This is a genomic window from Rheinheimera maricola (assembly GCF_016918075.2).
In the GTDB taxonomy this organism is placed as follows: domain Bacteria; phylum Pseudomonadota; class Gammaproteobacteria; order Enterobacterales; family Alteromonadaceae; genus Alishewanella; species Alishewanella maricola_A.
The window spans coordinates 40193-65176 of record NZ_JAERPS020000002.1; the positions used below are offsets into that span (position 1 = coordinate 40193).

Genomic DNA, 24984 nt, shown 5'->3' on the forward strand with positions numbered 1-24984 from the left:
GATTAGCCTTCCTTCTGAATGGTCGTCAGGCAGTTACGCAGGATCGTACCGTAATCGTATTTGCCAGGACAGACAAAGGTACATAACGCCAAATCTTCTTCATCCAGTTCCAAGATACCCAATGACACGGCACCGTCTGTGTCACCCGATACCATGTCACGCAACAACAATGTCGGCAAAATATCCAGCGGCATAACACGTTCGTAGTTGCCAATCGGTACCATGGCCCGGGCAGAGCCGTTGGTGGTTGTCGTCATATTAAATAATCGCGTCGGGCTCAGGTGCGATAAGTAAGCTCGGGTGACAGAGAACTTTTTAGCGCCTGGTGCAATCCAGCCTAAAAACTCTTTCTCTGTGCCTTCTGCCAACACTGACACCTGAGTATGGTAACGGCCGACATAACCATGTACGCCATGGGCTGTTGAGCCTGATAACACAGAGCCAGAAATAATACGGTTTGTTCCTTCCGCTAGTTCACCGGCAGTGAGCTCGCTGACTGATGCACCCAAGACGGTTTTTATCAGGCGTGGATTTGTTACTGCAGGGCCCGCCAGCGCAATAACACGCTCGCTGTGCAACTCACCGGTAGTGAACAACTTGCCAATAGCGATTACGTCCTGATAGCCAACATGCCACACAACCTTTTTGGCACTAACCGGATCTAAAAGGTGAATATGCGTACCCACTAAACCTGCTGGATGCGGGCCATCAAACTCAACCACGTCAGCTTTGGTTATGGCAGGTACGGTAACACCGGCTTTTTTACTCAGATACAGTTTACCGTCAGTTAGCGTTGCTAATACTGTTAAGCCCTGAATGAACGCCTCACTGTCAGCCGCAATAACCACAGTTGGGTCTGCAGCCAAAGGATTGGTATCCATGGCGTTAACAAAAATAGCCCGTGGCGTGCTGTCAATAGCAGGGGTTTGGCTAAACGGCCGGGTGCGCAAAGCTACCCACAGTCCTGAATCCACAATATTTTGCACGACTTGCTCACGGCTTAAACCGGCAAGCTGGTCGACAGAATATTTGGCAAACTGCACCGCGTCACTGCCTGCTGCTTCAATCACAACAGATTGCAATACTCGTTTGGCACCACGGTTAATTTGTTTGACAGTCCCTGCCACCGGTGCAGTAAATTTAACACCAGGATTTTTCTTATCTTCGAAAAGTACCTGGCCTTTTTTTACCGTATCGCCAACTTCAACTGACATAGTCGGTCGCATACCAACAAACTCTTCGCCTAATACAGCGACTGTTTTGATGGTGTTGCCCGCACTGATCTCTTGTTTAGGACTGCCCGCGAGGGGAATGTCCAAGCCTTTTTTGAGTTTTATCATACGTACTTGCACTACTATTTTGGGAAGAAACAGGGCCTAGTTTTTCAGCTGCTCTATGCGCAGCGCATCTGGCTTTATTTTATTCAACTTGTTAGCTGTTTATTTTTAAACCAGATACACGTATTAAAGTGGCGAATTCTAGCATTAATACCGCGGTCTATCTATGCTGTTAACTAAATTTTCCGCCTAATCGTCTGGTCAAATTGGTCATTGACCGAACCCTAATGCAGCACTAAGTTAGCGCGCTATTGTTGCAAGCGCTCGTCAACTTTAGTCTATTTGCGGATAAACAAAAGCCGCCTGATGGCGGCTTGATGAAATTACCCAACAATATTCTGCAACGGTACCATGGGTGACACATCAGCATCATAATCAACATGGGCGTAGCCAAAGCCAAATAAACGTAAGAATTCATTATGATAACCTTTGTAATCTGTTAGCGTATCAATGCTATCAGTTGTTACCTGGCCCCATAACTCTTTTACAGCCTGTTGAATGTGAGCACTTAACTCTTTGCCATCCATGCGCAGACGACCGGCATCGTCCATAATAGGTGTATTGCTATAAAGTCCTTGCCGGAACAAGCCGTTAATCTGTTCTATACACCCTTCGTGGCTGCCTTCTTCTTTCATCACACGATATAACAAGGATATATAAAGTGGCATGATAGGAATGGCCGAGCTGGCCTGCGTGACTAACGCTTTTAATGACGCAACATAAGCTTTGCCTTTTTTGTCGGCTAACTTAGCTGTAATAGCGGCGGCAGCACGGTCCAAATCTTCTTTGGCTTTTCCGATAGTGGCTTTGCCGTATATTGGCCAGGTCAACTCTTTGCCAATATAGGTGTAGGCAACTGTCTGACAATTATCAGCCAATACGCCAGCAGCATCTAACTGACTTAACCAGCGCTCCCAGTCTTCCCCTCCCATTACTTTCACGGTTTGGTAAATCTCATCGTCGTTGGCCGGCTCTACCGACACATCTTCAATCTCACGCTTACTGGTATTCAATGTACGAGCGGTGTACGACTGGCCAATGGGCTTTAACACCGAACTGAACACTTCCCCTGTAACCGGATCTTTGCGACGTGGCGCTGCCAGGCTGTACACGACCAAATCAATTTTGCCCATTTCACTGCGGATAATATCAATAGCTTGCGATTTTAACTCGTCGGTAAAAGCGTCGCCGTTTATATGCTTGTTCCACAAACCAGCGGCATTAGCAGCTTGTTCGAAGGCGGCGGTGTTGTACCAACCAGCAGAGCCTGTTTTGCTGTCACTGGGTTCTTTTTCAAAGAAAATACCCAAGGTGTTTGCACCTGAACCAAACGCGGCGGTAATACGTGAAGCCAGACCGTAGCCAGTAGACGCGCCAATTACCAGCACGTTTTTTGGCCCGTTGGCCACTGGGCCGCATTTTTTTACGTATTCCATTTGTTCTTTTATGTGTTCGGCACAGCCGACAGGATGAGCATTAGTACAGATAAAACCACGAATTTTCGGTTGAATAACCATGACAGCTCCTGCTGTTGTCTCGACAAAATTGGCGTTAGTGTAAAACTTTACCGCAGAAAACAGGTCTGATCAGCCGTATTTAGAAAATAATCCTTACCCGGTTTAGTGTCGTGCAATATAAAAAAAGCGTCACATGGACGCTTTTTCAGTTTTCTCTAGCTGACTACCACCGTAGCAGCGTGGTGATACCGGCGGCTTTTCTGCATAGTATTCATACCACTCGGACGGGGTATAGGTGTGCAAGGCAAGAGCATGGATTTTTTCTGCCAGCTCTTCTGCCACTACGGCATTGACGGCGCGATGACGCTGTAACAAACGTTGACCGTCAAAAGCGGGCGTTACTATCACAACTTTAAAGTGTGATTCAGAACCTGATGGCACATTGTGTAGATGGCTCTCATTCACCACATCCAGGAACACAGGATCAAATGCACTAAGTAACTTCTGTTCAATAGCGGTGTGAATCAACATAGCTCTAATCCTTTTTTTTCTTCCTATGACTAACTTTAGATGGCCGCAACAAACTTGCCAGCCGGTTCTGCTGTCAAGTTAAATAATGCTAACTAACGGGCTGGTGATATTACTAAAAATAAATTTGTCTAAGCTTTTGCGGCGATATAACGAAAGGTCAGATTCAGCCGCGCAGCATCGACTTTGCTTTGCTTAGGTAAACGATGCAGCCAATGCTGCTGACAACCGTTGGACATTAACAGCAGACTGCCAGGCGTTAAATCCAGTGCAAGTTGCCACGCAGCCGAACGGTGTTTTAGTTCAAAGCGTCGCGACGCCCCCAAACTAACCGATGCGATTGCAGGATCATGCCCCAGCTCTGGCTCGTTGTCAGCATGCCAGCCCATATATTGCTGACCATCAGCATATAAATTCAATAACACACAATTGAATGGCTGATTTAAAAACCTACTTAGCTGCTGCGCCATGGCTTGCACTGCCGGGTGCCAGGCTTGGGGGCTAAACGTGGTACCTGAATAACGGTAGCTACAATGTGCATCGCCCATCCAGACTTGATAACGCGGAATCTTCACAGCTTTACCAAACATGACAATACTGTCTTGTGTCCACATCAGCTGTTGTTGTAGCTGTTGCATCAATCGCAGTGCTTCATCTGACGCCAACCAATTCGACCATAGCGTTAGATGGGCATCCGGCAAACTAAAATGCTGTAAAGGGTATTGCTGGTTGTCGCTATGCAGTTGCCGTGTCAAAATGCCTACCTTACTTCTTCATTCGTGTATCTATGAATACTACATTTACCTATGCTCAGGGCAGCTTGCAATTGCAACGTTGGCCCCTTAATCAGCCGAATAGCAGTTTACAAGCCTGGGATGCCGCCGATGAGCTATTGATACAACATACGTTTGAAGCTGCCGAGCAGTTTAAAACGCAGTACCAGCGCGAACCACATTTATTAATTATCAATGACAGCTATGGTGCTCTGTCGTGCGCGCTGGCGCAATTTCAACAGACACAGATTAATGACTCAGTACTGGCAGAATTAGGCACCCTACACAATCGCAGTCAGAATAATCTTGCGCTGAATAACCTACAGCAAAAATCCAGCCTGGAGGAATACCCGGACAAGCCGGATATTGTATTGCTGAAACTACCTAATAATCACAGTTATTTGCAATACATTCTGCAACAATTGGCGAGCACCATTAGCCCAGACAGCGCAGTTTTAGCCAGTGCCAAAGCGAAAGATATCAATCGAAATGTACTGGCAATGTTTAGTTCAACTTTGGGACCGACCTCAGCCTCTTTGACCGTAAAAAAATGTCGGTTGGTGCGATGCCAGGTGCAATTGCCATCGTTAGCGGTATCACAGGTACAATTCCCCCTGCGCTGGCCATTAGAAAACAGTGCTTACACCTTAGTGAATCACGCCAATGTATTTTCGCGCGAAAAACTGGATCAGGGCGCACGCTTTTTCTTGCAGCATCTTCCTGATATTGAAGATGGCCAAACTATAATTGATTTGGGTTGTGGCAACGGTGTACTTGGGCTGCCTCTGCTAAGCCAGGCAAAAGCAATTCAGATGTTGTTTTGCGATGAGTCCTATATGGCGGTTGACTCAGCCAGGCAAACCATTGCGGAAAATCTACCACAGCATCTACTACAATGCCGGTTTATTGCCGACGACTGCTTAAGCCAGCAAGCGGATAAATCAGCTGATGTCGTGCTGTGTAACCCACCTTTTCATCAGCAGCATGCCGTTACCAGCCATATTGCCAGCCAAATGTTTGCCGACGCTAAGCGCGTATTAAGGCAAGGGGGACGACTACGCATCGTGGCAAACCGCCATTTGGGCTATCAGGATTTACTTAAACGCTTGTTCGGTAATTGCCGTCACCTAAGTGCTGATGCAAAATTTGTTATCTTAGAAGTCATAAAAAGGAGTTAAGTATGCGTTTATTACTGCTCGTCGTAGTCCTGTTAGCCGGTTGCAGCAGCCCGACACCCAGCTTTATTTTATCACCGCAGGTTTTCTGGCCACAGTCAAACCAGCTGCAGCAAAGCAGTTTTGCCTTTAATGTCAGTGACGAGCGCGGCGTACCCTACTCGCTACGGCTAAGAAATGGCGACAAGGTACAACACATTAAAACGCAAAATGACCTGCGAGCCCAGCTGGAGCAAACACTTTCACAAGTATTAAGCCAGCAAGGTGCCAGCCTTAATAGCAACAGTGCAAAACGGATGACCGTAAAAATTGTCCAGCTACAGGCCTTAGTTGAACAGCATACACTGGAGCATGCAGTCACTAATCAGGTGGCATTTACCGTTTCAATTCAACATGATCAAGGCACGTTTAGCAAAACCTACTCCGGTGATAGCAGCTTTACTGCCCCGTTTAAGATGGACGTAGCCGCCGTCGAACGTGAACTACGGGTTTTAATCGAGCAAGTGTTAGCTCAATTGCTACAAGACACTAGCTGGAAAAATGAGCTAAGGGGATAGTATGCAATCCTTGACTATTATTGTTGCGCTATGGTTTATGTCTTTTGGCTGTATCGCCGGGCAATTTATTCAGCCAAACAATTTATTTCCTAAAGTAAAACTGATGACATCGCATGGCGACATCGTTGTTGAACTGGACCGCAGCAGGGCCCCTATCAGTGTAAATAATTTTCTTAGCTACGTTAAAAAGAAGAGTTATGACAACACAGTATTCCATCGCTTAGAACCAGAGTTTGTGCTGCAGGGCGGCGGTTTTGACGCAAACTACCGGCCGGTAGAAGAGCTCAAAGCGATTTTTAATGAGTCAGGGAATGGCTTGAAAAACCAGCTATACACCATTGCAATGGCCAGACTAAATGATCCGCACAGCGCCACCAGCCAGTTCTTTTTTAATCTGCAGGATAATACTCACCTGGACCCTGGCAGAACCTGGGGCTATGCCGTGTTTGGTTATATCAGTGAAGGTACTGAGGTCATCGAAAAAATCCGCGCAATTCCGACCGATACGTCGATAGAGTTAGGCTGGCCTAATGTCCCGGTCGAAAAGGTAGTACTAAAAACCGCTGTCGTGCTGCCAGAGCAATAAAACCGGCTATACTTGCCTTAACAGTTTTTCCATTAGGGGCCACTGTTAAGGCTTGTTATGGCAGAGCAATTCATAGATTTAAAATCACAACAGTTGATATTTTTTATCTCCCGCTACTTGCGTGGGCGTCTGCCACACAGCGAGTTGCATTTATTTGTCTGGGATACGCTGGAAGAATGGGGCCAGTTGACTTTGCAGTCTCACCAACCTTATTCACATCGAGAGCGGGTTTTCTGGCATCTTATCCATCAGTTAGAGTTTTGGCCGGCCACAGCGTTAAAACATGATAAGCAGTTACGTCGCAATATTCAGGACTGTTTGTGTTACCTCAAAGGTTATGGCGTGGCGCCCGCTAATTGTGTGGGTGTCAGACCTTAATTGCTTGACCCGCTCTATTTGCAAGGTAAGCTAACAAGCCTGATGGTTTGATGGATTACCGCCTTGTCCTTTATTCGCCTTTCGCTTAGTAGTCTGAGCATTTATTGTCAGCGTAGGGTACTTAGCATCTTCATTCTTGGCTTTTCCAGCGGGTTACCGCTAATGCTGGTATTTGGCGTGCTGTCATTTTGGTTACGTGAAGCCGGGGTTTCTCGTGCTGATATTGGCTACTTTAGTTGGGTTGCCCTGGCTTACGCGGTGAAATGGCTGTGGTCGCCTCTGGCAGATCATCTGCACATTCCCTATCTACATCAAAAACTGGGTCGACGTCGAAGTTGGCTAATTACGTCACAACTAGCAGTGGTGATAGCAATTATCTGCATCGCGGGTAAAGATCCGCAGCAAAACCTGGGGCTGATGGCGACGTTTGCGGTGCTGCTGGCATTTGCTTCTGCGACACAAGATATCAATGTTGATGCATTTCGCATCGAAAGTGCGCCTGAGCATTTGCAGGCTGCGCTTGCTGCTGCCTATCTGTGCGGCTACCGTTTGGCAATGATCATGGCATCAGCCGGCACGCTTTGGCTGGCAGCATTATTTTCGCCGGATGACGGCTATTACCTGGCGGGTTGGCAGCAAGCATATCTGGTCATGGCTTTGCTTATGCTTCCGGGTATACTAACCACTCTGCTTAGTAAAGAGCCTCTAAGTAATTTACAACAACACAGAGCCGCACAAGGTTCAACGCAGCAACGCTTCGCCGCCTGGTTACGACAGGCAGTGGTGGCACCATTTGTCGACTTTTTCAGCCGCTATAAATGGCATGCAATACTAATATTGTTGCTGATAGCCTGTTACCGCCTGAGCGACGTTGTTATGGGCGTTATGGCAAACGCTTTTTATGTTGATATGGGCTTTAGCAAAGAAGAGGTTGCCAGTGTATCCAAGGTCTATGGCGTTATTATGACATTAATAGGCGCAGCCCTTGGTGGAGTGTTGATTAACCAGTTTGGTGTTATTAAAATCCTGTTTATTGGTGCAGTGCTAAGTGCGATAACTAATTTGCTGTTCTCGGTATTAAGCCAAATTGGCTATGATCTGATGTGGTTAACCTTTGTCATTTCGGCAGATAACTTAAGCGCAGGCATCGCTACCAGTGCCTTTCTTGCTTATTTAGCCTCTTTAGTTAATCTGGCGTTTACTGCCACCCAGTATGCCATATTCAGTTCGCTTATGTTGCTGTTGCCTAAATTTGCCGGTGGCTTTTCCGGCCAATGGGTAGATCAGATGGGTTATAGTCAGTTTTTTATCTTTACGGCGGTATTGGGTATACCGGCGCTGGTTTTAATTGTGCTGATTGAGCGCCAGCGTTTAAAGCAGAACGCCGCTAACTAGCGGCGTTTCTGGCAAAATCAGGCAGACAATACCTGTTTTAACCCTTCCGTGGGATCAACGTCTAATGCCTGACAGTACCGAACATATTCGATTACATCCAGACGACGTTCTTGATTTTCTACTTTGCCGATAAAAGAGTGGGGCGTACCTAAAATTTCTGACAGACTACGCATAGTATGTCCTTTTTCCTGGCGTTGGCGTTTTAACCAAACACACAGCCGTTTATTCTCATCAGAAATTACACTTTTTGTACCTTTCATGTTTTTTTCTTCTCCCAGCGTGTTACGCTTTTATTATGTCAAAAATACTTCCTGCAAAATTACAAACCTTATTGCAAATGCAATAAGCAATAAAAAACGGTTAATTAAACCACAGGATGCGACGAGCGTACAGCCACAACTGTTAAAATATGTACAGCCACTTTACAGTGCCGTCAAATGCCAAAATGAAGTGTTAACCTATGCCCGTGAAGGCCTGGGTTAAACCAAATAAGAAGCAGGGAAAAGATGATAAAACTACTGTTTTTGATGCCGTTAATTATGAGTTTGCTGTGGTATGGTTACCTTAGACAGCACGGCTGGAGCATTACGCAGGGCAAAAAAGGTTTTGCTTATATTATTGCTTTTAATGCGATAATTGCCCTGACGCTATGGCTGCTGATGTTGCTGACAGCAAGGTGACGCAACATCAACAGTAGTGCTTGCGCCTAGCTTAAAGCTTGCGCATTTTTGTAATTTATTTTTTACAAATAAATTAAATTTAAACTGAAAAAGATGAACCACACCCACATGTCGTAGTGGCATTAGGGTTTTGTACAACAAAGCGGCTACCTTGCAAACCTTCAGTGTAGTCGACTACCCCACCCATTAGATACTGTAGGCTCATGGGATCAATCACCATGGAAACGCCCTGTTTCTCTACTAAAAAATCACCTTCGTTTACTTTCTCATCAAAGGTAAAACCATACTGAAAGCCTGAGCAACCACCACCGGTAATATAAACCCGAAGTTTCAGCCCCGGATTCTCTTCCTCACTCACTAGCAAAGCAACTTTACGTGCTGCTGCATCAGTAAATTCAATAGGTACTGCAGGTTCTGACATAACAACTCCAAGGGTTTTACTAAGGTGTGAATTATCTAATACCTGACTATTTTATTCAAGTATTAGCACAAGCTGCGGCAATTTAGCGGCGAGTTAGTACAATTAAGCTGATTGCTCAGCAACTTATGTTAAACTCTTATCCAATCATCACGGGTGTTATGGCTTATGCAGCGCTGGCAAATCTGGCTTCCGTCATTACAACGTCGTTTAGCTCTACCGCAAACGTCGTTGCAACTTTGCATTCTGGGTATGTTGGGTGGTCTTGCGGCTGCCATGTTAATTATCCTTTTTCGGCTGGCTATTATCGGCTTACAAAGTTTCTTTCTCGATAAACCAGACGATTTCGCCAGCGTTGGCGCAGACATTCGCTGGTTATTTCCGCTGTCAGGCGCAATATTAATTGGCGTAATCGCCTGGGCAACCGGTTACAAGCATTACCGACTCGGTATCCCATTTGTGATTCATCGTATTAAACTCAAATACGGCATGATGCCAACACGTAACACCCTAAATCAGTTTTTTGGTGGTATTTTGGCATTAGCGAGCGGCTTCTCGGTTGGTCGCGAAGGGCCGTCCGTACATTTAGGTGCATATGCAGCAAGCACATTAGGCAAATATCTGCAATTGCCCTACAACAGCATTCGCATATTAGCCGGTTGCGGTATTGCCGCTGGCATCTCGGCATCATTTAATACGCCGCTAGCAGCAGTGATTTTTGTAATGGAAGTAGTGCTACGTGAATATCGTGTGCATGTATTTATTCCCATAATGCTATCGTCTGTCGTTGGCGCTCTGGCAACACAAAGCGTATTTGGTAGTGACAAAGAGCTGGCATTACTAAATATCGTGTCAATCAGCGGCTGGCATCTACCTTATCTCGTATTGTGCGGCATCGCGTTTGGTGCCATTGCTTTTGTTTTTAATAACAATATGATGCGGTTAATTAAACTATTTAAAAACTGGCCACTACTACTGCGCCTGGCGCTAGCCGGTGCGCTAACGGCGGCCGTTGGCTATGTTATCCCACATGCTATGGGAGCTGAAACCGGCGCCATTTTTTATGCCGTTAATGCCCCTAATGACGTTGCTCTGCTGCTAACGATTTTTATCGGCAAAATGCTACTAACGCTTTTTGCGCTGGGTTTGGGTGTGCCGGGGGGCGTAATAGGCCCGGTGTTTGGTATCGGTATTGTGCTGGGTACCATACTGGCGATAGTTCCATCTGCTATTATTGGCGATAACAGCATCGCCGGCACCTATGCGGTGCTTGGCATGGCTGGCTTAATGGCCGCTACGATGCACGCACCACTGGCTGCGTTGGTCGCAGTAATGGAGTTGGCGCACAACCCTGGCATTATTGTACCTGCCATGCTAGTAATCACTACCGCTTACATTACCGGCGTGCAGTTTTTTAACAACAAGTCGATTTTTTTACTGCAGTTAGATTTTCTACAAATGCCATACAAGCTATCGCCGGCAGATGACGTATTGCAAAAAGTTGGTGTGCTGGCCCTGCTGGATAATCAGTATCAGTTACTGCATAACCCACAAGAGCAGCAGGTAACACAGGCGCTGGATATGCTTGAGCCGCCCCATCAGTTGCTGGTGAAGCGCACACAAGGTGACAACACAGAGATCATGTTGGCCAGTTACGATGTTCAGCTGTCAATGACCGGTGCCAGCGCGGTGCATTATTTGTCAATACAAGGTCTGAACCATCAAGCTACCATGGCTGAAGTATTTGCTATTTTGGAAGATAAACGCGAGGGTGCAGTCTATATTTACCGCGAACAAGAGCCTGAGCAGCTGATTGGTATTATCCGTTGGGATCAGGTGCGCAGCTTACTGGTAAAGCAGAACAACTTATTATGACAAGCATCCTTGTATACAAAGCCTTACACGTGTTTTTTATGGTCGCCTGGTTTGCCGGCATTTTTTATCTACCACGGCTATTTGTCTACCATGCCGCAACGCGCAGCGCAGATTGCGATGCCGAATTTAAAGTGATGGAACGTCGCCTACTGTACTTTGTTACGCCCTTTGCAGTGTTAACATTGGTATTCGGTGGTTTGCTGATTTACAGCTATGGCACGGCCTGGTTCAAAGCCAGCAATTGGCTGCATTACAAGTTACTGTTAGTACTGCTGCTGTATGGTTATCATGGATACTGCTTTAAGCTTCTGGCAGATTTTAAACACAACCGTAACCGGCGCAGCCCGCGTTTTTATCGTATTTTTAATGAACTGCCAGTACTGGTATTACTGACCATAGTGTTGCTGGCATATCTTAAACCAATGTAGTGCGGCATTCGCTTTTAACCGTTATCTTACCGTATAATGGCGCCGTCTAATTGCCGGCGCCGGGCCAGTTCCGGTCCGGGTTAATCCTCAGCGAAAAGAGCACTGACTATGAGCTTTAAAGGCGAACACATCCTCTCGGTAAGCCAGTTTGATCGCGATACCATTCAACATGTTTTCGATATTGCCCGTAATATGCAGCCGTACGCCAGCCGGCAAAAGCGGACTAAAGTGCTCGAAGGCGCCATTTTAGGCAACCTGTTTTTTGAGCCAAGTACCCGCACCCGTGTCAGCTTTGGTTGTGCGTTTAATTTATTAGGCGGTGAAGTACGCGAAACAACCGGCATGGAATCCTCGGCACTATCTAAAGGCGAATCGCTGTTTGATACAGCCAGAGTGATCAGCAGCTACAGCGATGTTATTGCCATGCGCCATCCGCAGGCCGGCTCAGTAGCGGAATTTGCCGAAGGTAGTCGCGTGCCGGTATTAAACGGTGGCGACGGCGCCAATGAGCACCCGACACAAGCCTTGCTGGACCTTTTTACTATACAGCGCGAACTGGCCGCCTCGGGCCAGAGCATAGATGCTATGCATATCGCCATGGTCGGTGATTTAAAGTTTGGCCGCACTGTGCATTCGTTATCCAAGCTGTTAAAACTTTACAAAAACCTGCGCTTTACCCTTATTGCGCCCAAAGAGCTGGCGATGCCGGACGAGATTGTCAGTGCCATAGAAGATGCTGGCCATCAGGTCACCGTTACCGATGTGCTGGAAGGTAATCTTAACGCCGATATTGTCTACCAAACCAGAATTCAGGAAGAGCGCTTTCCGTCGAAAGCCGAAGCCAACTTATACCGTGGCAAGTTTCGCTTAAATCAGGAAATTTACACCCGTTACTGTAAATCCAACACCGTGATTATGCACCCGCTACCGCGTGATTCGCGGGTCGAAGCAAACGAGTTGGATAACGATTTAAACCTGAACCCCAATTTAGCCATTTTCCGCCAGGCTGATAACGGCATTCTGGTGCGTATGGCACTGTTTGCGCTGACGCTCGGGGTCGAAAACATTATTACCAACTACGAGTGCGCTGTGCCATGGTATAGCAACAAGCACAGTGGTTAATGCGGCTGGCAGCCGTTTCTTCTTACTTATCGGAAGCTGATTTATGTCTTTATCTGCAGAATTATTTCAACGTGCCCAACACACCATTCCCGGCGGCGTAAACTCACCGGTGCGCGCATTTAAAAGCGTCGGTGGCACCCCGGTGTTTATTGACCGTGCCGACGGCGCTTATTTGTTTGATGTTGATGGCAAACGTTATATTGACTATATCGGCTCCTGGGGCCCAATGTTGCTTGGCCATAACCACCCAGCTATTCGCAATGCCGTAATAGAAGCGGCAGCTAAAGGCTTAAGCTTCGGCGCACCTTGCCCGGCTGAAGTTACTATGGCCGAGTTGGTTAGCAAACTGGTGCCGAGCATGGAGATGGTGCGGATGGTCAGCTCCGGCACCGAAGCCACCATGAGTGCGATTCGACTGGCGCGCGGCTATACCGGCCGTAATACCATTGTTAAGTTTGAAGGCTGTTACCATGGCCATGCCGACTCTTTGCTGGTAAAAGCCGGCTCTGGTGCGTTAACACTGGGTGTGCCAAACTCGCCCGGTGTACCTGCCGACTTTGCCAAATACACTCTTACCAGTGAATTTAATAACCTGCCGCAGTTAGAGCAGCTGTTCGCTGAACACGGCAATGACATTGCCTGCATTATTGTCGAGCCAGTGGCCGGCAATATGAACTGCATCCCTCCGGCAGAGGGTTTTTTACAAGGCTTACGCCAGCTGTGTGATCAGTACGGCGCCGTGCTGATCTTCGACGAAGTCATGACCGGTTTTCGGGTGGCACTGGGCGGTGCGCAGGCGGTTTATAACGTGAAGCCAGATTTAACCACCTTAGGTAAAATCATCGGTGGCGGTATGCCGGTAGGCGCCTTTGGTGGTAAGCGCGAGATTATGCAGCATATCGCCCCGCTTGGCCCGGTATATCAAGCCGGAACCTTATCTGGTAACCCCATCGCAATGGCGGCCGGTTTAGCCGCATTGACAGAAATCAGTAAACCAGGTGTTTACCAGGCACTCACTGAAAAAACAACGTTTTTAATCAGCAACTTAAAAGCAGTCGCCGATAAGCACGGTGTACCACTGGCGACTAACCAGGTGGGCGGTATGTTTGGTTTCTTCTTTACCGGCGAAGCCACAGTGACAAATTTTGCTCAGGCAACACAGTGTAATATCGACGCCTTTAAGCGCTTTTTCCATCTGATGTTACAGCAAGGTATTTATCTGGCGCCTTCAGCTTATGAGGCTGGCTTTTTGTCACTGGCTCACACTAACGATGACCTGGCACAAACTATCGCCGCGGCAGAGCACGGCTTTAAACAGCTTTAACGGCGGTTTTGCAACCAGACAATATCGGTATCATGCGGCCTTGGCCGCACGATATAACCCAGCCCGTTACCGCTGCTGTAAATTGCGATTGCTTGCTGTCCAGTGGGTAATGCCACTGTATTATGCTGCGCCGTTTGCCAAACATAGCTATGCACACTGTTGTTGTCGCTCGCTAACCAATATATGCCGCTGTCATCAACAAACCACTGCTCTGCGTCCTGTTTACGCCAGTCTATGCTAACCGGCAGTTGCTGTAACTGCCCGGTGGCACTTAGCAGGCTTAACGCAGTGTCTTCGGCGAACTGCAGCAACAGACTGTTGTCAGGTGCACAGCGCACATCTACTACACCCGCCAGCACTTGCTGCGAGGTATAATTCTGCGCGCTAAACAATACCCAACCTCGCTCAGTCAACTCCGTCCAATATAGCCGTGTATTACAACTGGCGTATCGCCCGGGTTTATTTGCCTGTAGTGGATGTAAGCTAAGCTCAGTTGTGTCTACTTGCAGCCGGTGTAATTGACCATTGAGTAATATCAGCAAATCATTGTTGTGCCACAATAATTGCTGCACTTGTTGCTGGTTAGTTAGGCGGGTAAGTTGGGTGCTGTTTGCGCCATCTGCCAGCCAGATTTGACTATGTCCCGCTCGTTCAGATACAAAAGCGGTATGCTGAGGGGATACAGCAACTAAGCGCTCACTGCGATTGCTTACATGCCAAGGCCGCAGTTTTTCCGTTTCGTTTCCAGGCAGCCATTGTAAAATGTCAGTAGTAAAATCAAGGAACTGCGTCGCCAAAACCTGGTCAGAATATCTTGCCGCTTGCGTCAGCTCTCGGGTTAGTGGCCCCAGGCTTTGAATATTACTATTACGCAAATCGTATATTTGCAGACCTTGCTCTACCGGTGACAGTAATAGCTGCGATTTATCCCACCATGACATGTGTTCAAGTAAAAAGGGAAATTGTGCTAACGGTTCTGGCTGGCCATCTGGAAGTGAGAGTTGCAACAAAACACTGTTGTTATGCGTTTCTTGAGCCAATAAATAAATACTATCGTCGCGCTGCAACATGTATTCAAGCTTGCGGTAATAAAACGGAATTGTCGCCAGCTGCACTTTCGGTTCGTTGATTTCTGCCGACCACAATTGCAAATCTTTGTTAGTCGCATTGGTGTCCAACCACAACCATTTCTGCTGCCAGGCTGCGATACCTTGAGGTAAAACGCTATGACACGGCCAGAGTAGAGCAGGTTTTTCTGGCACTGGCAGGATACGTTGGCGGTAAAAATGGCATTCCTCTTCTATGTCACGCCCACGGAAAATAATATGCTGTGAGTCCAGCCACAAAGCTTGCGACAGCTCCACGTATTGTTGTGGCATATGCTCAACCCGAAGATCAGCCAGCCTTTGTACACTCCAGTGCAGTGCGCTTTCATCAGGCGCCTTGTGCTGATAAACCGCATGACTTTGTTCAACATTTAACACCGGCCAATACTCCTGACCGCTCAGCGCACTGATAGGTGCTATCGTATCGGGCAATTTAACCAGTGGCACAGCAGTATATTTAGCCAGCACATAGGCTAAGCTAGCACAGCAAATAATCACAACCAGTGCAGTTAATGCAATAGCACGCCAAGACCAATGCGGTGTTGTTGCGATATAATCACTGTCTACCGCGACAGTGTCCTTACTATCAATCGGCTCGTTAGCCTCGGCAACCATCAACTTGCTAGCTTTAATATCAGCCAGCCAGCAGTAGCCTTTTTTTGATACGGTGGCAATATAAGTTGGTGCTCTTACATCATCACCTAATACTTTTCGCAAGGCGCCAACTGCACGCATTACAGCGGCGTCGGTGCCCTCTTCTACCGGCCAGACTTTTTCAATCAGGGTATCTTTAGCGAGTAATTTATTGGGATGTAACAGAAAAAAATTTAGCAAACTGTGTAAGCGGGGTTCCAGTCGCACCATCTGTTCGTTGTCTGTTGGCGCACTAACAGGCCACAGCTGACCGTAGATCACCTGATAATACCAGTCGCCAATTTGTACCACAGGGTCCAGATTTGACATTAAGGTCCGCCCGACTTCACATTATCTGGGCGGATTATACCTTAAGTATTGGAAATGTTTAGCGTTTCTATTTGTAAGACAATATATCAGGCTAGCTTCTCGTCTTTAGCGTCCTGAGTTTCATTTTTTGTGTCATTTGGCTTTTTTACCGGGCTGTATATGTCTGGTTCACCGCAATAGGTAATCCAAATACACGATATTAATGTACCTTCCGCTGCATCATAATTTTCTGTTGGAGCATGGGTATAACTTAACACAAAACCCAAACTTGCCATCAGAAGACCTGCTTTTAAAGAAGTTATTGCTTTCATGGCTCACCTTTATTTGTTTAGAGGAAGTGCCAGAAGAGTAACTTTGGTTTTACAGTCGCGCTCGATAATAAAAGTATAAAATTATTATAAAAAGTCTATGGCAGCGTTAAAGCTGCTATGTCAAAGTCTCCACGCACAGACTCTAAAACAAAAATACGTTTTTCATCTGCTGAAACAGAAAATTGGCTGTGAGTTAATGTTTGATTTTCCACCACATCGACTATTTTGTTAGATTGAACGTCATAAAATTTCAGTCGATAATAAATGTCGTCAAGCAAATAAGTAAAATAAAGGCCTGATGACTTAATCTGAAACTTTAGCCACAGTTGATTATCTGGAAACGAAATGGGTACTTCTTGTAAAATATCTGAGTCCTGGAACTTTACATAAAACTTTTTACTGACTGCATCACGCCAAAAGCTGTACTTACCATCGTAACTCTCTAAATAAAGCTCTCGATCAAAAGCATAAGGCTCTGCGTCAATTTTTTTTGTCGCGACATTATAACGTGCAATTTGCCAACGACCATTTATCGATTCAGCGTAATAAACATACTCTCCAGTGCTACCCCATGCAGGGGCTGTAACCGTCTGATTATCGCTGTGCGGCACCCGGGTTAGCTCGCCAGTGTCAGACAATAACCAAAGTTCATTTTGCAGTTGTAGTATTATATCCTTACCATTAGGTGCAAAATCCAAACTACGTATTCGCTCGTTTTTTTCAAAGAACGTAAGTTGACGTTGCACACCATTTTCTGAGAACAGCCAAACTTGAGGCAGGCCGGATCTTCGAGAAACAACTGCAGTCGGTCCACCTTCAATAGGATTTGCAGCAGCATAACTCTCATTTCTATTTGAACTAAAAACTACCTGATTCAAATTCTCGGATGATATTAATGCATTTGATATTTCTTTAATGTTAGTGTGAGCAAAATTTCCAACCGTCGCGTAAAGACGACCGTTTTGTAGTGTCTGGACCTCACCTGTGCCAAAGTCGGTGTATGCCACAACCGAGGAAACGCCTGTAGCAATTTCAACGCGACTGATAACCGTTGGCGAAGATGGATAAATTACGTACATATCATCTGCAGACCACCCCACATTACCCGGTAAAGTGCCAATAGCATTCACCAGCAATGTTAACTCCCTGTTGGCTAAGTTTAACAGCCAAAGCTGTGCATGGTTCCCAGTTCCTCTAATAAAAACAATCTTATCGCCCCTAAATGAAAATCTGGCAGCGTAATCACCAAAGCTGCTTGGTGGCGGCGTAGTTAATTGGTCTGCCGCACCACCTTGCACTGGTTTCATTAATAGTACTATTTGCTTATTGGCGCCGATTGTAGAATAAATTACATACTTTGAATCGGGTGACCAAGCTAATCTTGATGATGGAGATTTGTCTGTACAAGGAGTTAACTCGGTATCATTTTCAGTGGAAAAGTTAACATTATCAAACTGCACTAACCGAATGCTGCAGCGCCCATCGGGGTAGTAACGGTGATAAGCGATTTGTTTACCATCCGGGCTAAATGCCGCCCCGAAACTGCTGTACGAACTTTCTGTCAACTGATGTCGTCTGTGCTCTTGTAAATCTTCGAGCATTAACACAGTGACATTCTCGTTGTCCGGACTAGCGTAGCTGTATAACAGGTATCGTTCATCCTCAGACACATTGTGGTAAAACTCCAACCCGTCTAACGAGGTAACAGGCTGATAACGTAGCAGTGGGATCGTTTGTGCAGTTTCGTTACTTGTGTTTTCCGGCCAAAACACCCAACTTAGCGAGGCTGAAGCGATTAAGAGCAAGCCTATTGTTAGCCACAATAAGTAGTTATTTTTACGCCGAATGGCCGTTGGTTCATCGTCTGTAAAATCATCTTGCTCATTGTCATCTGCAGGTGCCAACACTTTAATCGGTGCAATAAAGCGATAGCCCCGTTTAGGAATGGTCTCAATATAGCTTGGTTCGCGGGTGTCATCACCCAGGGCCACCCGTAGTACCCGAATAACGCGCGTTACCCTGCCGTCTGATACATCACGAATACCCCAAACATCCAACAACAATTCGTCTTTGGTAACCAGCTTGCCAGCATGGACAATAAAATAGTTCACAACCTTTTGCGAAAGGTTGTCCAGATCAGCCGTCAACACTATTTTCCCTGCAGCATCAAACTGCACCAGTTTGTCTTGCTCAGGTAAATAATGCCAGTCACCAACCTGTAATGGGCTGTCGGGTTTCATAGCCATAGGATCAGACAATCGCTGTTATTCTTCTGTACATTCGGACATTACTGGCATTTCAACTGAAATCGCTGGTAATAACAATACGTTAAGGCAATTTTCTGCTTGCGGATAACCCGTGTTAATTGAGAACGCTTGTAAAGATACCTGTTCAGGCATCGGTTTAACGATGGAATCAACCCCTTGCAGGCGATGATAACGACTAAAAACATTAAGCGCGCCGGTTGACCCGGTCAGGCCAATAGCTTTGTTGTCATCTCGTCCCAGCCAAATTGTGCTGACAGTATCTTGGTCGAATCCACTAAACCAGCTATCACGATAGTCGCTTGACGTACCCGTTTTACCCGCAATAATTACGCCCGGAAATGCCGTTTGTAATTGTTTTGCGGTGCCCGTTTTTGCAGCTTGTATTAGAGCATGCTGCAACAAATACACTTCTTGTTCATGGTAGCGGCGGGTCAATTGATGTTGACGTAAATATAGTGGGTGACCATTGTTGTCGGTTACGGCCTGCAATGTACTAAGCTGCTGATGTAAGCCATTATTTGCGATTGTCTGATAAAGCTGTGATACCTCAAGTGGGCTAAGCTCAACCGCACCCAATAACGCGGCTGGGTGCAATTTTACATTGCGCACTAGCCCCAGTTTGCGCAAACCTTCATTAATAGCCGGTAAACCCAGCTGTAAACCTAAGCGGACTGTTGGCACATTCAAAGAATTTGCCAAGGCATCTAATAACGTCACTTGACCACGGTGCTGCTTATCGAAATTTTGCGGTTGCCAGTCCTGATCATTGCTGCGCAGCCGAATGGGTTCGTCTTGTAGCAAAGTGGCCAGAGTATATCGCCCACGCTGCGCCAGGGCTTCGAGGTAAATAACCGGCTTTATAATGCTACCAATTTGCCGCCGGGCATCAATTGCGCGATTAAACCCACCCTGGACCGCATCTTTACTGCCAAGCATGGCAATTATTTCAGCCTGTTTATAATTGGCTAACACTACAGCGGCTTGCAAGTCCGGATCAAGCGCCGCCAATTGCTGTGCTACAGCCAGCTCAACGGCACGCTGAGCCTGTGTATCAAGATGGGTAAAAACTTTGATGCCCTGATCTTGATGTTTGGCATCGATGCTGAGCAGACGTAGTTCTTTTTTCACCGCATCAATGTAAGCCGCATAACCGGCATTCAGATATTTGCCACGCGGGATCACGGCTAATGGTTGCGTTACTGCCTGTTCATATTGCTGCCGATCGAGCAGGTGTTGCTCAAACATCAGCCGCAAGACTAAATCCCGGCGTTGCTGCGCCCGCTCCGGGTAACGGCGCGGGTCAAAATACGAAGGACCTTTTAAAATCCCAATTAGCAGAGCGTAGTCGGCAGGTTGTAGTTCAGTTAGTGGCTTGCCGAAGTAGAATCGGCTACCCAAGCCCACACCATGCACAGCATTGGCATAATTTTGCCCGACAAAAACTTCATTAAGATATGCTTCGAGAATTTGATCTTTGTTGAAACGATAATCCAGCACCAGTGCAATCAGTGCTTCGTTTGCTTTGCGCCATAACGTGCGGTCGCTGCTGAGAAACATATTCTTTGCCAGCTGCTGTGTTAAAGTCGAGCCGCCCTGCACAGTTCTGCCGGCGACCAGGTTCACCCAAAACGCCCGTATTACTGATAGCGGTGATACGCCATGATGGTGATAGAAATCGCGGTCTTCCACCAATAGCAGAGTATCTTTAAACAGTTCAGGTACTTGCTGCAATTGCACCAGTTCGCGATCTTCCTGCTGCGCTGCCACCAAATGTTCTATTAGTTGCGGCTCTAGCCTGGCAAAATTTACCGCTTCTTTTTGCTGGCGTTGCATTATTCGGTTTATACCGCCGCGGTTAAACTCAACGCTAAACAACATGGCTGCCTCATAGCCATCAATGTAGGTAAAAGGGCGGCGATAAATGCTGACATGATTGCGAGAAACACTGTACTGCCCCGGCGCATCCAGTTTAGCATTGCGCTGATACTGCAAGTTATCTAATTGCACAATAAGCTGTTGCTGTGTCAACGCTTTACCAGGTAGTAATTCCATGCTTCTGGCGTATATTTGCGCGGGTACCTGCCATTTCTGGCCAGCAAATTTTTTACTGATTTTACTATCCAGATACACCAGATAAAACACCAGCACCAACACCAACACTAGTGTCAGTTTTAACAGTAATATGCTGATACGTTTTAACCAGTGACGTAACACGTACGGTGCGGCCTTTGCGGTATTTCGCCCTTTACTTTGAGATGATTTTTGGCTCATTTAAGCATCGCCCTTTTTGTTTTTGTTGTTGGCATCGCTTGTGCCGGATCTTCCGGCCAGTAGTGCTTAGGGTAACGCCCGCGCATTTCTTTTCGTGCCTCTTGCCAGGCATTTTGCCAAAAACTGGCCAAATTCTGGGTAACTTGCAGTGGCTGGCGTGATGGTGACAACAGCTCCACGGTAATATTGAGTTGGCCTTGCAAAACCGCAGGGGAACTCATCTGGCCATACATTTCCTGAACCCGCACTGAAAGCCTCGGCCCACCCTCGGCACAGTAATCAATGCTAATACGTGATCCGGTTGGCACTTGCCAGTGCGTCGGCAACAGCTGGTTTAATAGCTGTTGCTGCGGGTAACTTAAACATGCCAGCAATGCATCATACAGCGGTATTTGTGACAAAGCCGCACTTTTGCTCAGCGGTGCCAGGTAAGCACCCAGCCACTGCGGCAGGTTGTTTAACAAGGCATCGTCAGAGAAATCTGGCCAGCCCACCTCAGGCTGATACTGCTGTAGCAGCGTCACTCTGGCGCGTAACTGCAAGGCTGCGTCACTCCAGTTAAGACAACTTAAACCTTTGCTACGGATATAGCTTTGCCAAGCCTGCTGCTTCTGCTCAGCCGTCAGCTGCAATGCCGCAGGTTTAGCCTGCAACAGACATTGGCCGAAGTTAAGCTGCTGTTCGGTATAAAAACGGCCGCTTTTCTCATCCCAAATAGTATACGTTTGCCAGCCTAGTTCAGCTTGCCAGTCGGCAGTAATGGCATCAGTCGCAATGCTCAGCGCATGGTAAATACGGTTTTCACGACCAAATTGCTGCATATGCAACACCACCAGCCAGTCTTGCCCGGTTAAACTGTGATTATCTTGCAGCGCAGCGCCAATACCGTTAGCTAATTGATAGCCCTGACCACGGCGTTTAGCCAACCGGTCGGGAAACGCCCGCAATGCCAGTATTGCCGTCAGCTCCAACGGTAACTGCTCTGTTAGTTGACAACCCAGCAAACGGGCAAAGCTTTGCGCCTGCAGCCACTGCGGTGGCAGCGTCTGCTTTACACGCCCCAACAGAGAGTAAATATCGCCCTGTAGTGCCCTTGTATCCTCCAGCAGTGCTGCCAACACACACGCCAGTGCCTGCGCATGCCGGTTGCCTTGCTGCTCCAATGTTTGCGCATGCAGCAACATAGCCGCCAATCGCGGCTCAGTACCCAGCTTATGCGCCTGGCGACCGGCTTTGGTAATAACACCTTTACTATCAATAAAACCTAGTTGTTGCAGCAACTGCTCTGCTACCGCTAAAGACCCAGCCGGTGGCGCTGTAAGCCAGCTTAAGTCGTCCACCTGACAGCCCCAGGCAGCAACTTCAAGCCGTAGCGCGGTTAAATCGCTGATTTCAATCTCCGGCGCTTCAAACCGGGCCCGGCGCTGCCATTTTTCTGCGGTATCCAGCCGGTAGCAGTGGCCCGGCGACAAACGCCCGGCACGACCGGCGCGTTGAATAGCCGATGCCTGGCTTATGGCGGCGGTCTCGAGCACGCTTAAGCCCTGGCGCGGATTAAACCGGCTCTGTCGGCACAGGCCGCTGTCTATCACCACACTGATGCCGTCTATTGTTAAGCTGGTTTCAGCCAGATTGGTCGACAATACCACTTTACGCATACCTGCAGGGGGTGGCGCAATAGCCGCTTGTTGCTGCACCAGTGTCAGGCTGCCGAGCAAGCGATGCAGTTGCACATCAGGCGCTACACCTTGTTGCTGCAGTAGCTGTGCAGTTTGGTTAATTTCGGCCTGGCCGGGTAAAAACACCAGAATATTTCCCTGATGCTTGCTCAGGGCCTGCTGTACCAGGGCGGCCATTTGTACTGCCAATGGCTGGCTGCCGGGCAAAGCGTACTCTACCGTTACCGGGTAACTACGCCCCTCGCTGCTGACCACCGGCGCCGCAAGTTTATCGGCCAGATGGGCCATATCCAGAGTGGCGGACATAATTAACAGTTGCAGCTGAGGCCGTAACTGCTGCACTTCCAGACATAGTGCCAATGCTAAATCAGCATGCAGTGAGCGCTCATGAAATTCATCAAACAACAGCAAGTCAACACTGTTAAGTTCGGGGTCTTGTTGCAGTTTGCGGGTGAGTACGCCTTCAGTAACAATAAGCAAACGCGTCTTGCTGCTGTGCTTTTGTTCCTGACGAATTTGGTAACCGACGGTGTCGCCTACGGCCTCACCTAATTGTGCAGCCAGATATGCTGCTATACTTTTCGCCGCCAAACGGCGCGGTTCCAGCATTAGCAGTTTTTTACCGGCAAAATCGGCATGTTGTAATAAGTACAGCGGTAGATAAGTCGATTTGCCGGCACCGGGTGGCGCCGACAAAATCACTTTATTGTGTTGCTGTAACAATGCCAGCAACTGCGGAAAAATATCTGCGACAGGTAACACTAGGTAAACCAATAATAACGGTTAATGAGCGCCAGTTTACCTTGTTTCCGGCTGCCGCCCCAACCTTGTTTGCTGCTTAGGCTTCGCCTAGCAGGGCGGCGCTGATAGTACGAATGCCCTGGCCGGTAGCACCGGCGGCCCAATAAGCATTGTTGCTGTTGTTAAATGCTGCTGCCAAATCAAAATGCAACCAACCTTTACCTGCGTTTGGCACAAAGCGGCTTAAAAAGCCGGCGGCATTACTGGCACCGCCGGCACCACCGCCTTTTACCGGCCTGCTATTGGCGGTATCGGCGTATGCTGACGGGCATTGCTGCTGATGCCACAGCTCCAGTGGCAACTGCCAGGTCGGTTCCTGTGCTTGCTCTGCGTAAGCCAGCGCCTTTTGTGCCAACACTTTGTCCAATGCAAACAACGCATTGTATTCGCCGCCTACCGCCGTCATAGCTGCACCGGTTAAGGTGGCCGCATCGATAATCAATCCGGCGCCACTCTCTGCCGCGCACATCAGGCCATCGGCCAATACCAACCGGCCTTCAGCATCGGTGTTCACAATTTCAACAGTGGTGCCGTTTTTGTAGGTAATAATATCACCCAGCTTATAGGCATTACTGCTGATCAGGTTTTCTGCGCAACATAAAATAAGCTGTACACGTTTATCTAGCCCCTGCAAAATTGCTAGCGCCAGCGCCGCTGTTACTGTAGCGGCCCCGCCCATATCACATTTCATCGCTAGCATGCTTTCGGTGGCTTTTATAGAATAGCCGCCGCTGTCAAAGGTAATACCCTTTCCCACCAGCGCAGCAGTCACCGGAGCCGCTGCATTACCGGTGGGGTTATAGTCCAGCACCAGCATGGCCGGCTTGCGCGCGCTACCGCGGCCTACCGCATGCAGTCCGTGCCAGCCCGCTTGCAGCAATTGTTGATCAAGCAGTACCTGGCTTGTTACTGAACCCTCTGGCGCCACACTCTGAATAAAAGCGGCTGCCTGTTTTGCCAGTTGCTCTGGATATAGCTCATCCGGCGTTTGATTGGTCAGCTGCTTAGCCCAGCTAAAGCATAACGCCAACTGCTGCAGATGTTGTTGTGTTGCCTGGTCCCCGCAAAACAGCACGCCATCATGATTTTTGGCATTACAAAAGCCTTGATAAAATGCCCATTGCAACGCTAATGTCCAATGATCGCCTACCAGCTGAACCTTATACAAACCTAAGCCATTTAAATTACGCGCCGCTTTTTGCACGCTGCGCGTGGGGTCTTGAGTATTCACATGTATCTGAAAGCCATCTGCCACCGGCGTAAAGGCTACTTTACCCCATTTTTCTGCCGCGCTTTGTAACTGAAGCTGAATTTGAATCAGGTCTGCCATCTGAATTCCTTAAATTGTGCTAGGTAGCGGTTTATCTGCCACAGTGTATCACAAGCTTTTTCTGACTAAAGCGCCTCAGCTTATAATGCTGTTTTTCGTACATCAAAGCTCTTCATTGAAATAAGGTGACGATTTGCGATGCAGTCTGTATACTTCCGCGTCTTTTTAAATCTGATTGCGATGCCGGCGATATTCTGCTATCTATAGCCGCCATATTTTTTTG

22 protein-coding genes are annotated in these 24984 nt (G+C 47.6%); 10 read left to right on the top strand and 12 right to left on the bottom strand.

Annotated features, from left to right (window positions below; genetic code table 11):
- Positions 1 to 2: 2 nt before the first annotated feature.
- The 4 genes from I4W93_RS05880 to I4W93_RS05895 form a co-directional block, all read right to left on the bottom strand.
- Positions 3 to 1340, bottom strand: a complete 1338-nt coding sequence (locus tag I4W93_RS05880) for a Na(+)-translocating NADH-quinone reductase subunit A (protein ID WP_205309310.1) — start codon at positions 1338 to 1340, stop codon at positions 3 to 5.
- A gap of 320 nt (positions 1341 to 1660) precedes the next feature.
- Positions 1661 to 2854, bottom strand: a complete 1194-nt coding sequence (fabV, locus tag I4W93_RS05885) for an enoyl-ACP reductase FabV (protein ID WP_205309311.1) — start codon at positions 2852 to 2854, stop codon at positions 1661 to 1663.
- Positions 2855 to 2983: 129 nt separating this feature from the next.
- A complete protein-coding gene (locus tag I4W93_RS05890; RefSeq protein WP_205309312.1) occupies positions 2984 to 3325 on the bottom strand; it encodes a BolA family protein in 342 nt (113 codons plus the stop codon).
- A 128-nt stretch (positions 3326 to 3453) separates the two neighbouring features.
- Positions 3454 to 4077, bottom strand: coding sequence for an alpha-ketoglutarate-dependent dioxygenase AlkB family protein (locus tag I4W93_RS05895; RefSeq protein WP_205309313.1), 624 nt, complete (start codon positions 4075 to 4077; stop codon positions 3454 to 3456).
- A gap of 32 nt (positions 4078 to 4109) precedes the next feature.
- Here I4W93_RS05895 and I4W93_RS05900 point away from each other — a divergent pair, with 32 nt between their 5' ends.
- The 5 genes from I4W93_RS05900 to I4W93_RS05920 all read left to right on the top strand — a co-directional run bounded on the left by I4W93_RS05900 (position 4110) and on the right by I4W93_RS05920 (position 8186).
- Entirely contained in the window at positions 4110 to 5273 is a 1164-nt protein-coding gene (locus I4W93_RS05900; RefSeq protein ID WP_205309314.1) for a methyltransferase, read from the top strand.
- 2 nt (positions 5274 to 5275) lie between these two features.
- The gene (locus I4W93_RS05905) at positions 5276 to 5827 is read left to right on the top strand and encodes a YajG family lipoprotein (protein ID WP_205309315.1); all 552 of its coding nucleotides are present in this window, start codon (positions 5276 to 5278) and stop codon (positions 5825 to 5827) included.
- 1 nt (position 5828) lies between these two features.
- Positions 5829 to 6413, top strand: a complete 585-nt coding sequence (locus I4W93_RS05910; RefSeq protein WP_224673298.1) for a peptidylprolyl isomerase — start codon at positions 5829 to 5831, stop codon at positions 6411 to 6413.
- Between the two features lie 57 nt (positions 6414 to 6470).
- The gene (locus tag I4W93_RS05915; protein WP_205309316.1) at positions 6471 to 6791 is read left to right on the top strand and encodes a hypothetical protein; all 321 of its coding nucleotides are present in this window, start codon (positions 6471 to 6473) and stop codon (positions 6789 to 6791) included.
- A gap of 63 nt (positions 6792 to 6854) precedes the next feature.
- A complete protein-coding gene (locus I4W93_RS05920; RefSeq protein WP_205309317.1) occupies positions 6855 to 8186 on the top strand; it encodes an AmpG family muropeptide MFS transporter in 1332 nt (443 codons plus the stop codon).
- A 17-nt stretch (positions 8187 to 8203) separates the two neighbouring features.
- Here the strand turns inward: I4W93_RS05920 and I4W93_RS05925 are convergent, their stop codons facing one another.
- Entirely contained in the window at positions 8204 to 8446 is a 243-nt protein-coding gene (locus I4W93_RS05925) for a helix-turn-helix domain-containing protein (RefSeq protein WP_068232674.1), read from the bottom strand.
- A 246-nt stretch (positions 8447 to 8692) separates the two neighbouring features.
- On the opposite strand from I4W93_RS05925, the gene I4W93_RS05930 reads away from it, so the two are divergent.
- Positions 8693 to 8866 carry a hypothetical protein gene (locus tag I4W93_RS05930; protein WP_205309318.1) on the top strand — a complete coding sequence of 58 codons (174 nt, stop codon included), beginning with the start codon at positions 8693 to 8695 and terminating at the stop codon, positions 8864 to 8866.
- 79 nt (positions 8867 to 8945) lie between these two features.
- On the opposite strand, the gene erpA is transcribed toward I4W93_RS05930, so the two are convergent.
- Positions 8946 to 9287 (bottom strand): iron-sulfur cluster insertion protein ErpA, encoded by a 342-nt coding sequence (gene erpA / locus I4W93_RS05935; protein ID WP_205309319.1) that lies wholly within the window; start codon positions 9285 to 9287, stop codon positions 8946 to 8948.
- A 165-nt stretch (positions 9288 to 9452) separates the two neighbouring features.
- On the opposite strand from erpA, the gene I4W93_RS05940 reads away from it, so the two are divergent.
- The 4 genes from I4W93_RS05940 to hemL all read left to right on the top strand — a co-directional run bounded on the left by I4W93_RS05940 (position 9453) and on the right by hemL (position 14033).
- The gene (locus I4W93_RS05940; RefSeq protein ID WP_205309320.1) at positions 9453 to 11159 is read left to right on the top strand and encodes a chloride channel protein; all 1707 of its coding nucleotides are present in this window, start codon (positions 9453 to 9455) and stop codon (positions 11157 to 11159) included.
- Positions 11156 to 11587, top strand: coding sequence for a CopD family protein (locus I4W93_RS05945; RefSeq protein ID WP_205309321.1), 432 nt, complete (start codon positions 11156 to 11158; stop codon positions 11585 to 11587). Before I4W93_RS05940 ends, I4W93_RS05945 begins: the two co-directional genes overlap by 4 nt.
- 108 nt (positions 11588 to 11695) lie before the next feature.
- Positions 11696 to 12709 carry an aspartate carbamoyltransferase gene (locus I4W93_RS05950; RefSeq protein ID WP_205309322.1) on the top strand — a complete coding sequence of 338 codons (1014 nt, stop codon included), beginning with the start codon at positions 11696 to 11698 and terminating at the stop codon, positions 12707 to 12709.
- Positions 12710 to 12752: 43 nt separating this feature from the next.
- Positions 12753 to 14033 carry a glutamate-1-semialdehyde 2,1-aminomutase gene (gene hemL / locus I4W93_RS05955; RefSeq protein ID WP_205309323.1) on the top strand — a complete coding sequence of 427 codons (1281 nt, stop codon included), beginning with the start codon at positions 12753 to 12755 and terminating at the stop codon, positions 14031 to 14033.
- Here hemL and I4W93_RS05960 read toward each other — a convergent pair.
- From I4W93_RS05960 to pepB, 6 genes are all read right to left on the bottom strand, one after another.
- Complete coding sequence (locus tag I4W93_RS05960) at positions 14030 to 16102, bottom strand: winged helix-turn-helix domain-containing protein (protein ID WP_205309324.1); 2073 nt, start codon at positions 16100 to 16102, stop codon at positions 14030 to 14032. The two genes, hemL and I4W93_RS05960, sit on opposite strands and share 4 nt — an antisense overlap.
- Positions 16103 to 16188: 86 nt before the next feature.
- Entirely contained in the window at positions 16189 to 16413 is a 225-nt protein-coding gene (locus tag I4W93_RS05965) for a hypothetical protein (RefSeq protein ID WP_205309325.1), read from the bottom strand.
- A 95-nt stretch (positions 16414 to 16508) separates the two neighbouring features.
- Complete coding sequence (locus I4W93_RS05970; RefSeq protein ID WP_205309326.1) at positions 16509 to 18671, bottom strand: winged helix-turn-helix domain-containing protein; 2163 nt, start codon at positions 18669 to 18671, stop codon at positions 16509 to 16511.
- A gap of 6 nt (positions 18672 to 18677) precedes the next feature.
- Complete coding sequence (mrcB, locus tag I4W93_RS05975) at positions 18678 to 20951, bottom strand: penicillin-binding protein 1B (RefSeq protein WP_205309327.1); 2274 nt, start codon at positions 20949 to 20951, stop codon at positions 18678 to 18680.
- The gene (hrpB, locus tag I4W93_RS05980) at positions 20948 to 23392 is read right to left on the bottom strand and encodes an ATP-dependent helicase HrpB (protein WP_205309328.1); all 2445 of its coding nucleotides are present in this window, start codon (positions 23390 to 23392) and stop codon (positions 20948 to 20950) included. Before hrpB ends, mrcB begins: the two co-directional genes overlap by 4 nt.
- 76 nt (positions 23393 to 23468) lie before the next feature.
- Positions 23469 to 24761 (bottom strand): aminopeptidase PepB, encoded by a 1293-nt coding sequence (gene pepB, locus I4W93_RS05985; protein WP_205309329.1) that lies wholly within the window; start codon positions 24759 to 24761, stop codon positions 23469 to 23471.
- Between the last annotated feature and the right edge of the window lie 223 nt (positions 24762 to 24984).

Coding starts and splice junctions, on each gene's coding strand:
- I4W93_RS05880 (WP_205309310.1), bottom strand. CDS start 1,340: ATGATAAAACTCAAAAAAGGCTTGGACATTCCCCTCGCGGGCAGTCCT.
- fabV (WP_205309311.1), bottom strand. CDS start 2,854: ATGGTTATTCAACCGAAAATTCGTGGTTTTATCTGTACTAATGCTCAT.
- I4W93_RS05890 (WP_205309312.1), bottom strand. CDS start 3,325: ATGTTGATTCACACCGCTATTGAACAGAAGTTACTTAGTGCATTTGAT.
- I4W93_RS05900 (WP_205309314.1), top strand. CDS start 4,110: ATGAATACTACATTTACCTATGCTCAGGGCAGCTTGCAATTGCAACGT.
- I4W93_RS05905 (WP_205309315.1), top strand. CDS start 5,276: ATGCGTTTATTACTGCTCGTCGTAGTCCTGTTAGCCGGTTGCAGCAGC.
- I4W93_RS05910 (WP_224673298.1), top strand. CDS start 5,829: ATGCAATCCTTGACTATTATTGTTGCGCTATGGTTTATGTCTTTTGGC.
- I4W93_RS05915 (WP_205309316.1), top strand. CDS start 6,471: ATGGCAGAGCAATTCATAGATTTAAAATCACAACAGTTGATATTTTTT.
- I4W93_RS05925 (WP_068232674.1), bottom strand. CDS start 8,446: ATGAAAGGTACAAAAAGTGTAATTTCTGATGAGAATAAACGGCTGTGT.
- I4W93_RS05930 (WP_205309318.1), top strand. CDS start 8,693: ATGATAAAACTACTGTTTTTGATGCCGTTAATTATGAGTTTGCTGTGG.
- erpA (WP_205309319.1), bottom strand. CDS start 9,287: ATGTCAGAACCTGCAGTACCTATTGAATTTACTGATGCAGCAGCACGT.
- I4W93_RS05940 (WP_205309320.1), top strand. CDS start 9,453: ATGCAGCGCTGGCAAATCTGGCTTCCGTCATTACAACGTCGTTTAGCT.
- I4W93_RS05945 (WP_205309321.1), top strand. CDS start 11,156: ATGACAAGCATCCTTGTATACAAAGCCTTACACGTGTTTTTTATGGTC.
- I4W93_RS05950 (WP_205309322.1), top strand. CDS start 11,696: ATGAGCTTTAAAGGCGAACACATCCTCTCGGTAAGCCAGTTTGATCGC.
- hemL (WP_205309323.1), top strand. CDS start 12,753: ATGTCTTTATCTGCAGAATTATTTCAACGTGCCCAACACACCATTCCC.
- I4W93_RS05960 (WP_205309324.1), bottom strand. CDS start 16,102: ATGTCAAATCTGGACCCTGTGGTACAAATTGGCGACTGGTATTATCAG.
- I4W93_RS05965 (WP_205309325.1), bottom strand. CDS start 16,413: ATGAAAGCAATAACTTCTTTAAAAGCAGGTCTTCTGATGGCAAGTTTG.
- mrcB (WP_205309327.1), bottom strand. CDS start 20,951: ATGAGCCAAAAATCATCTCAAAGTAAAGGGCGAAATACCGCAAAGGCC.
- pepB (WP_205309329.1), bottom strand. CDS start 24,761: ATGGCAGACCTGATTCAAATTCAGCTTCAGTTACAAAGCGCGGCAGAA.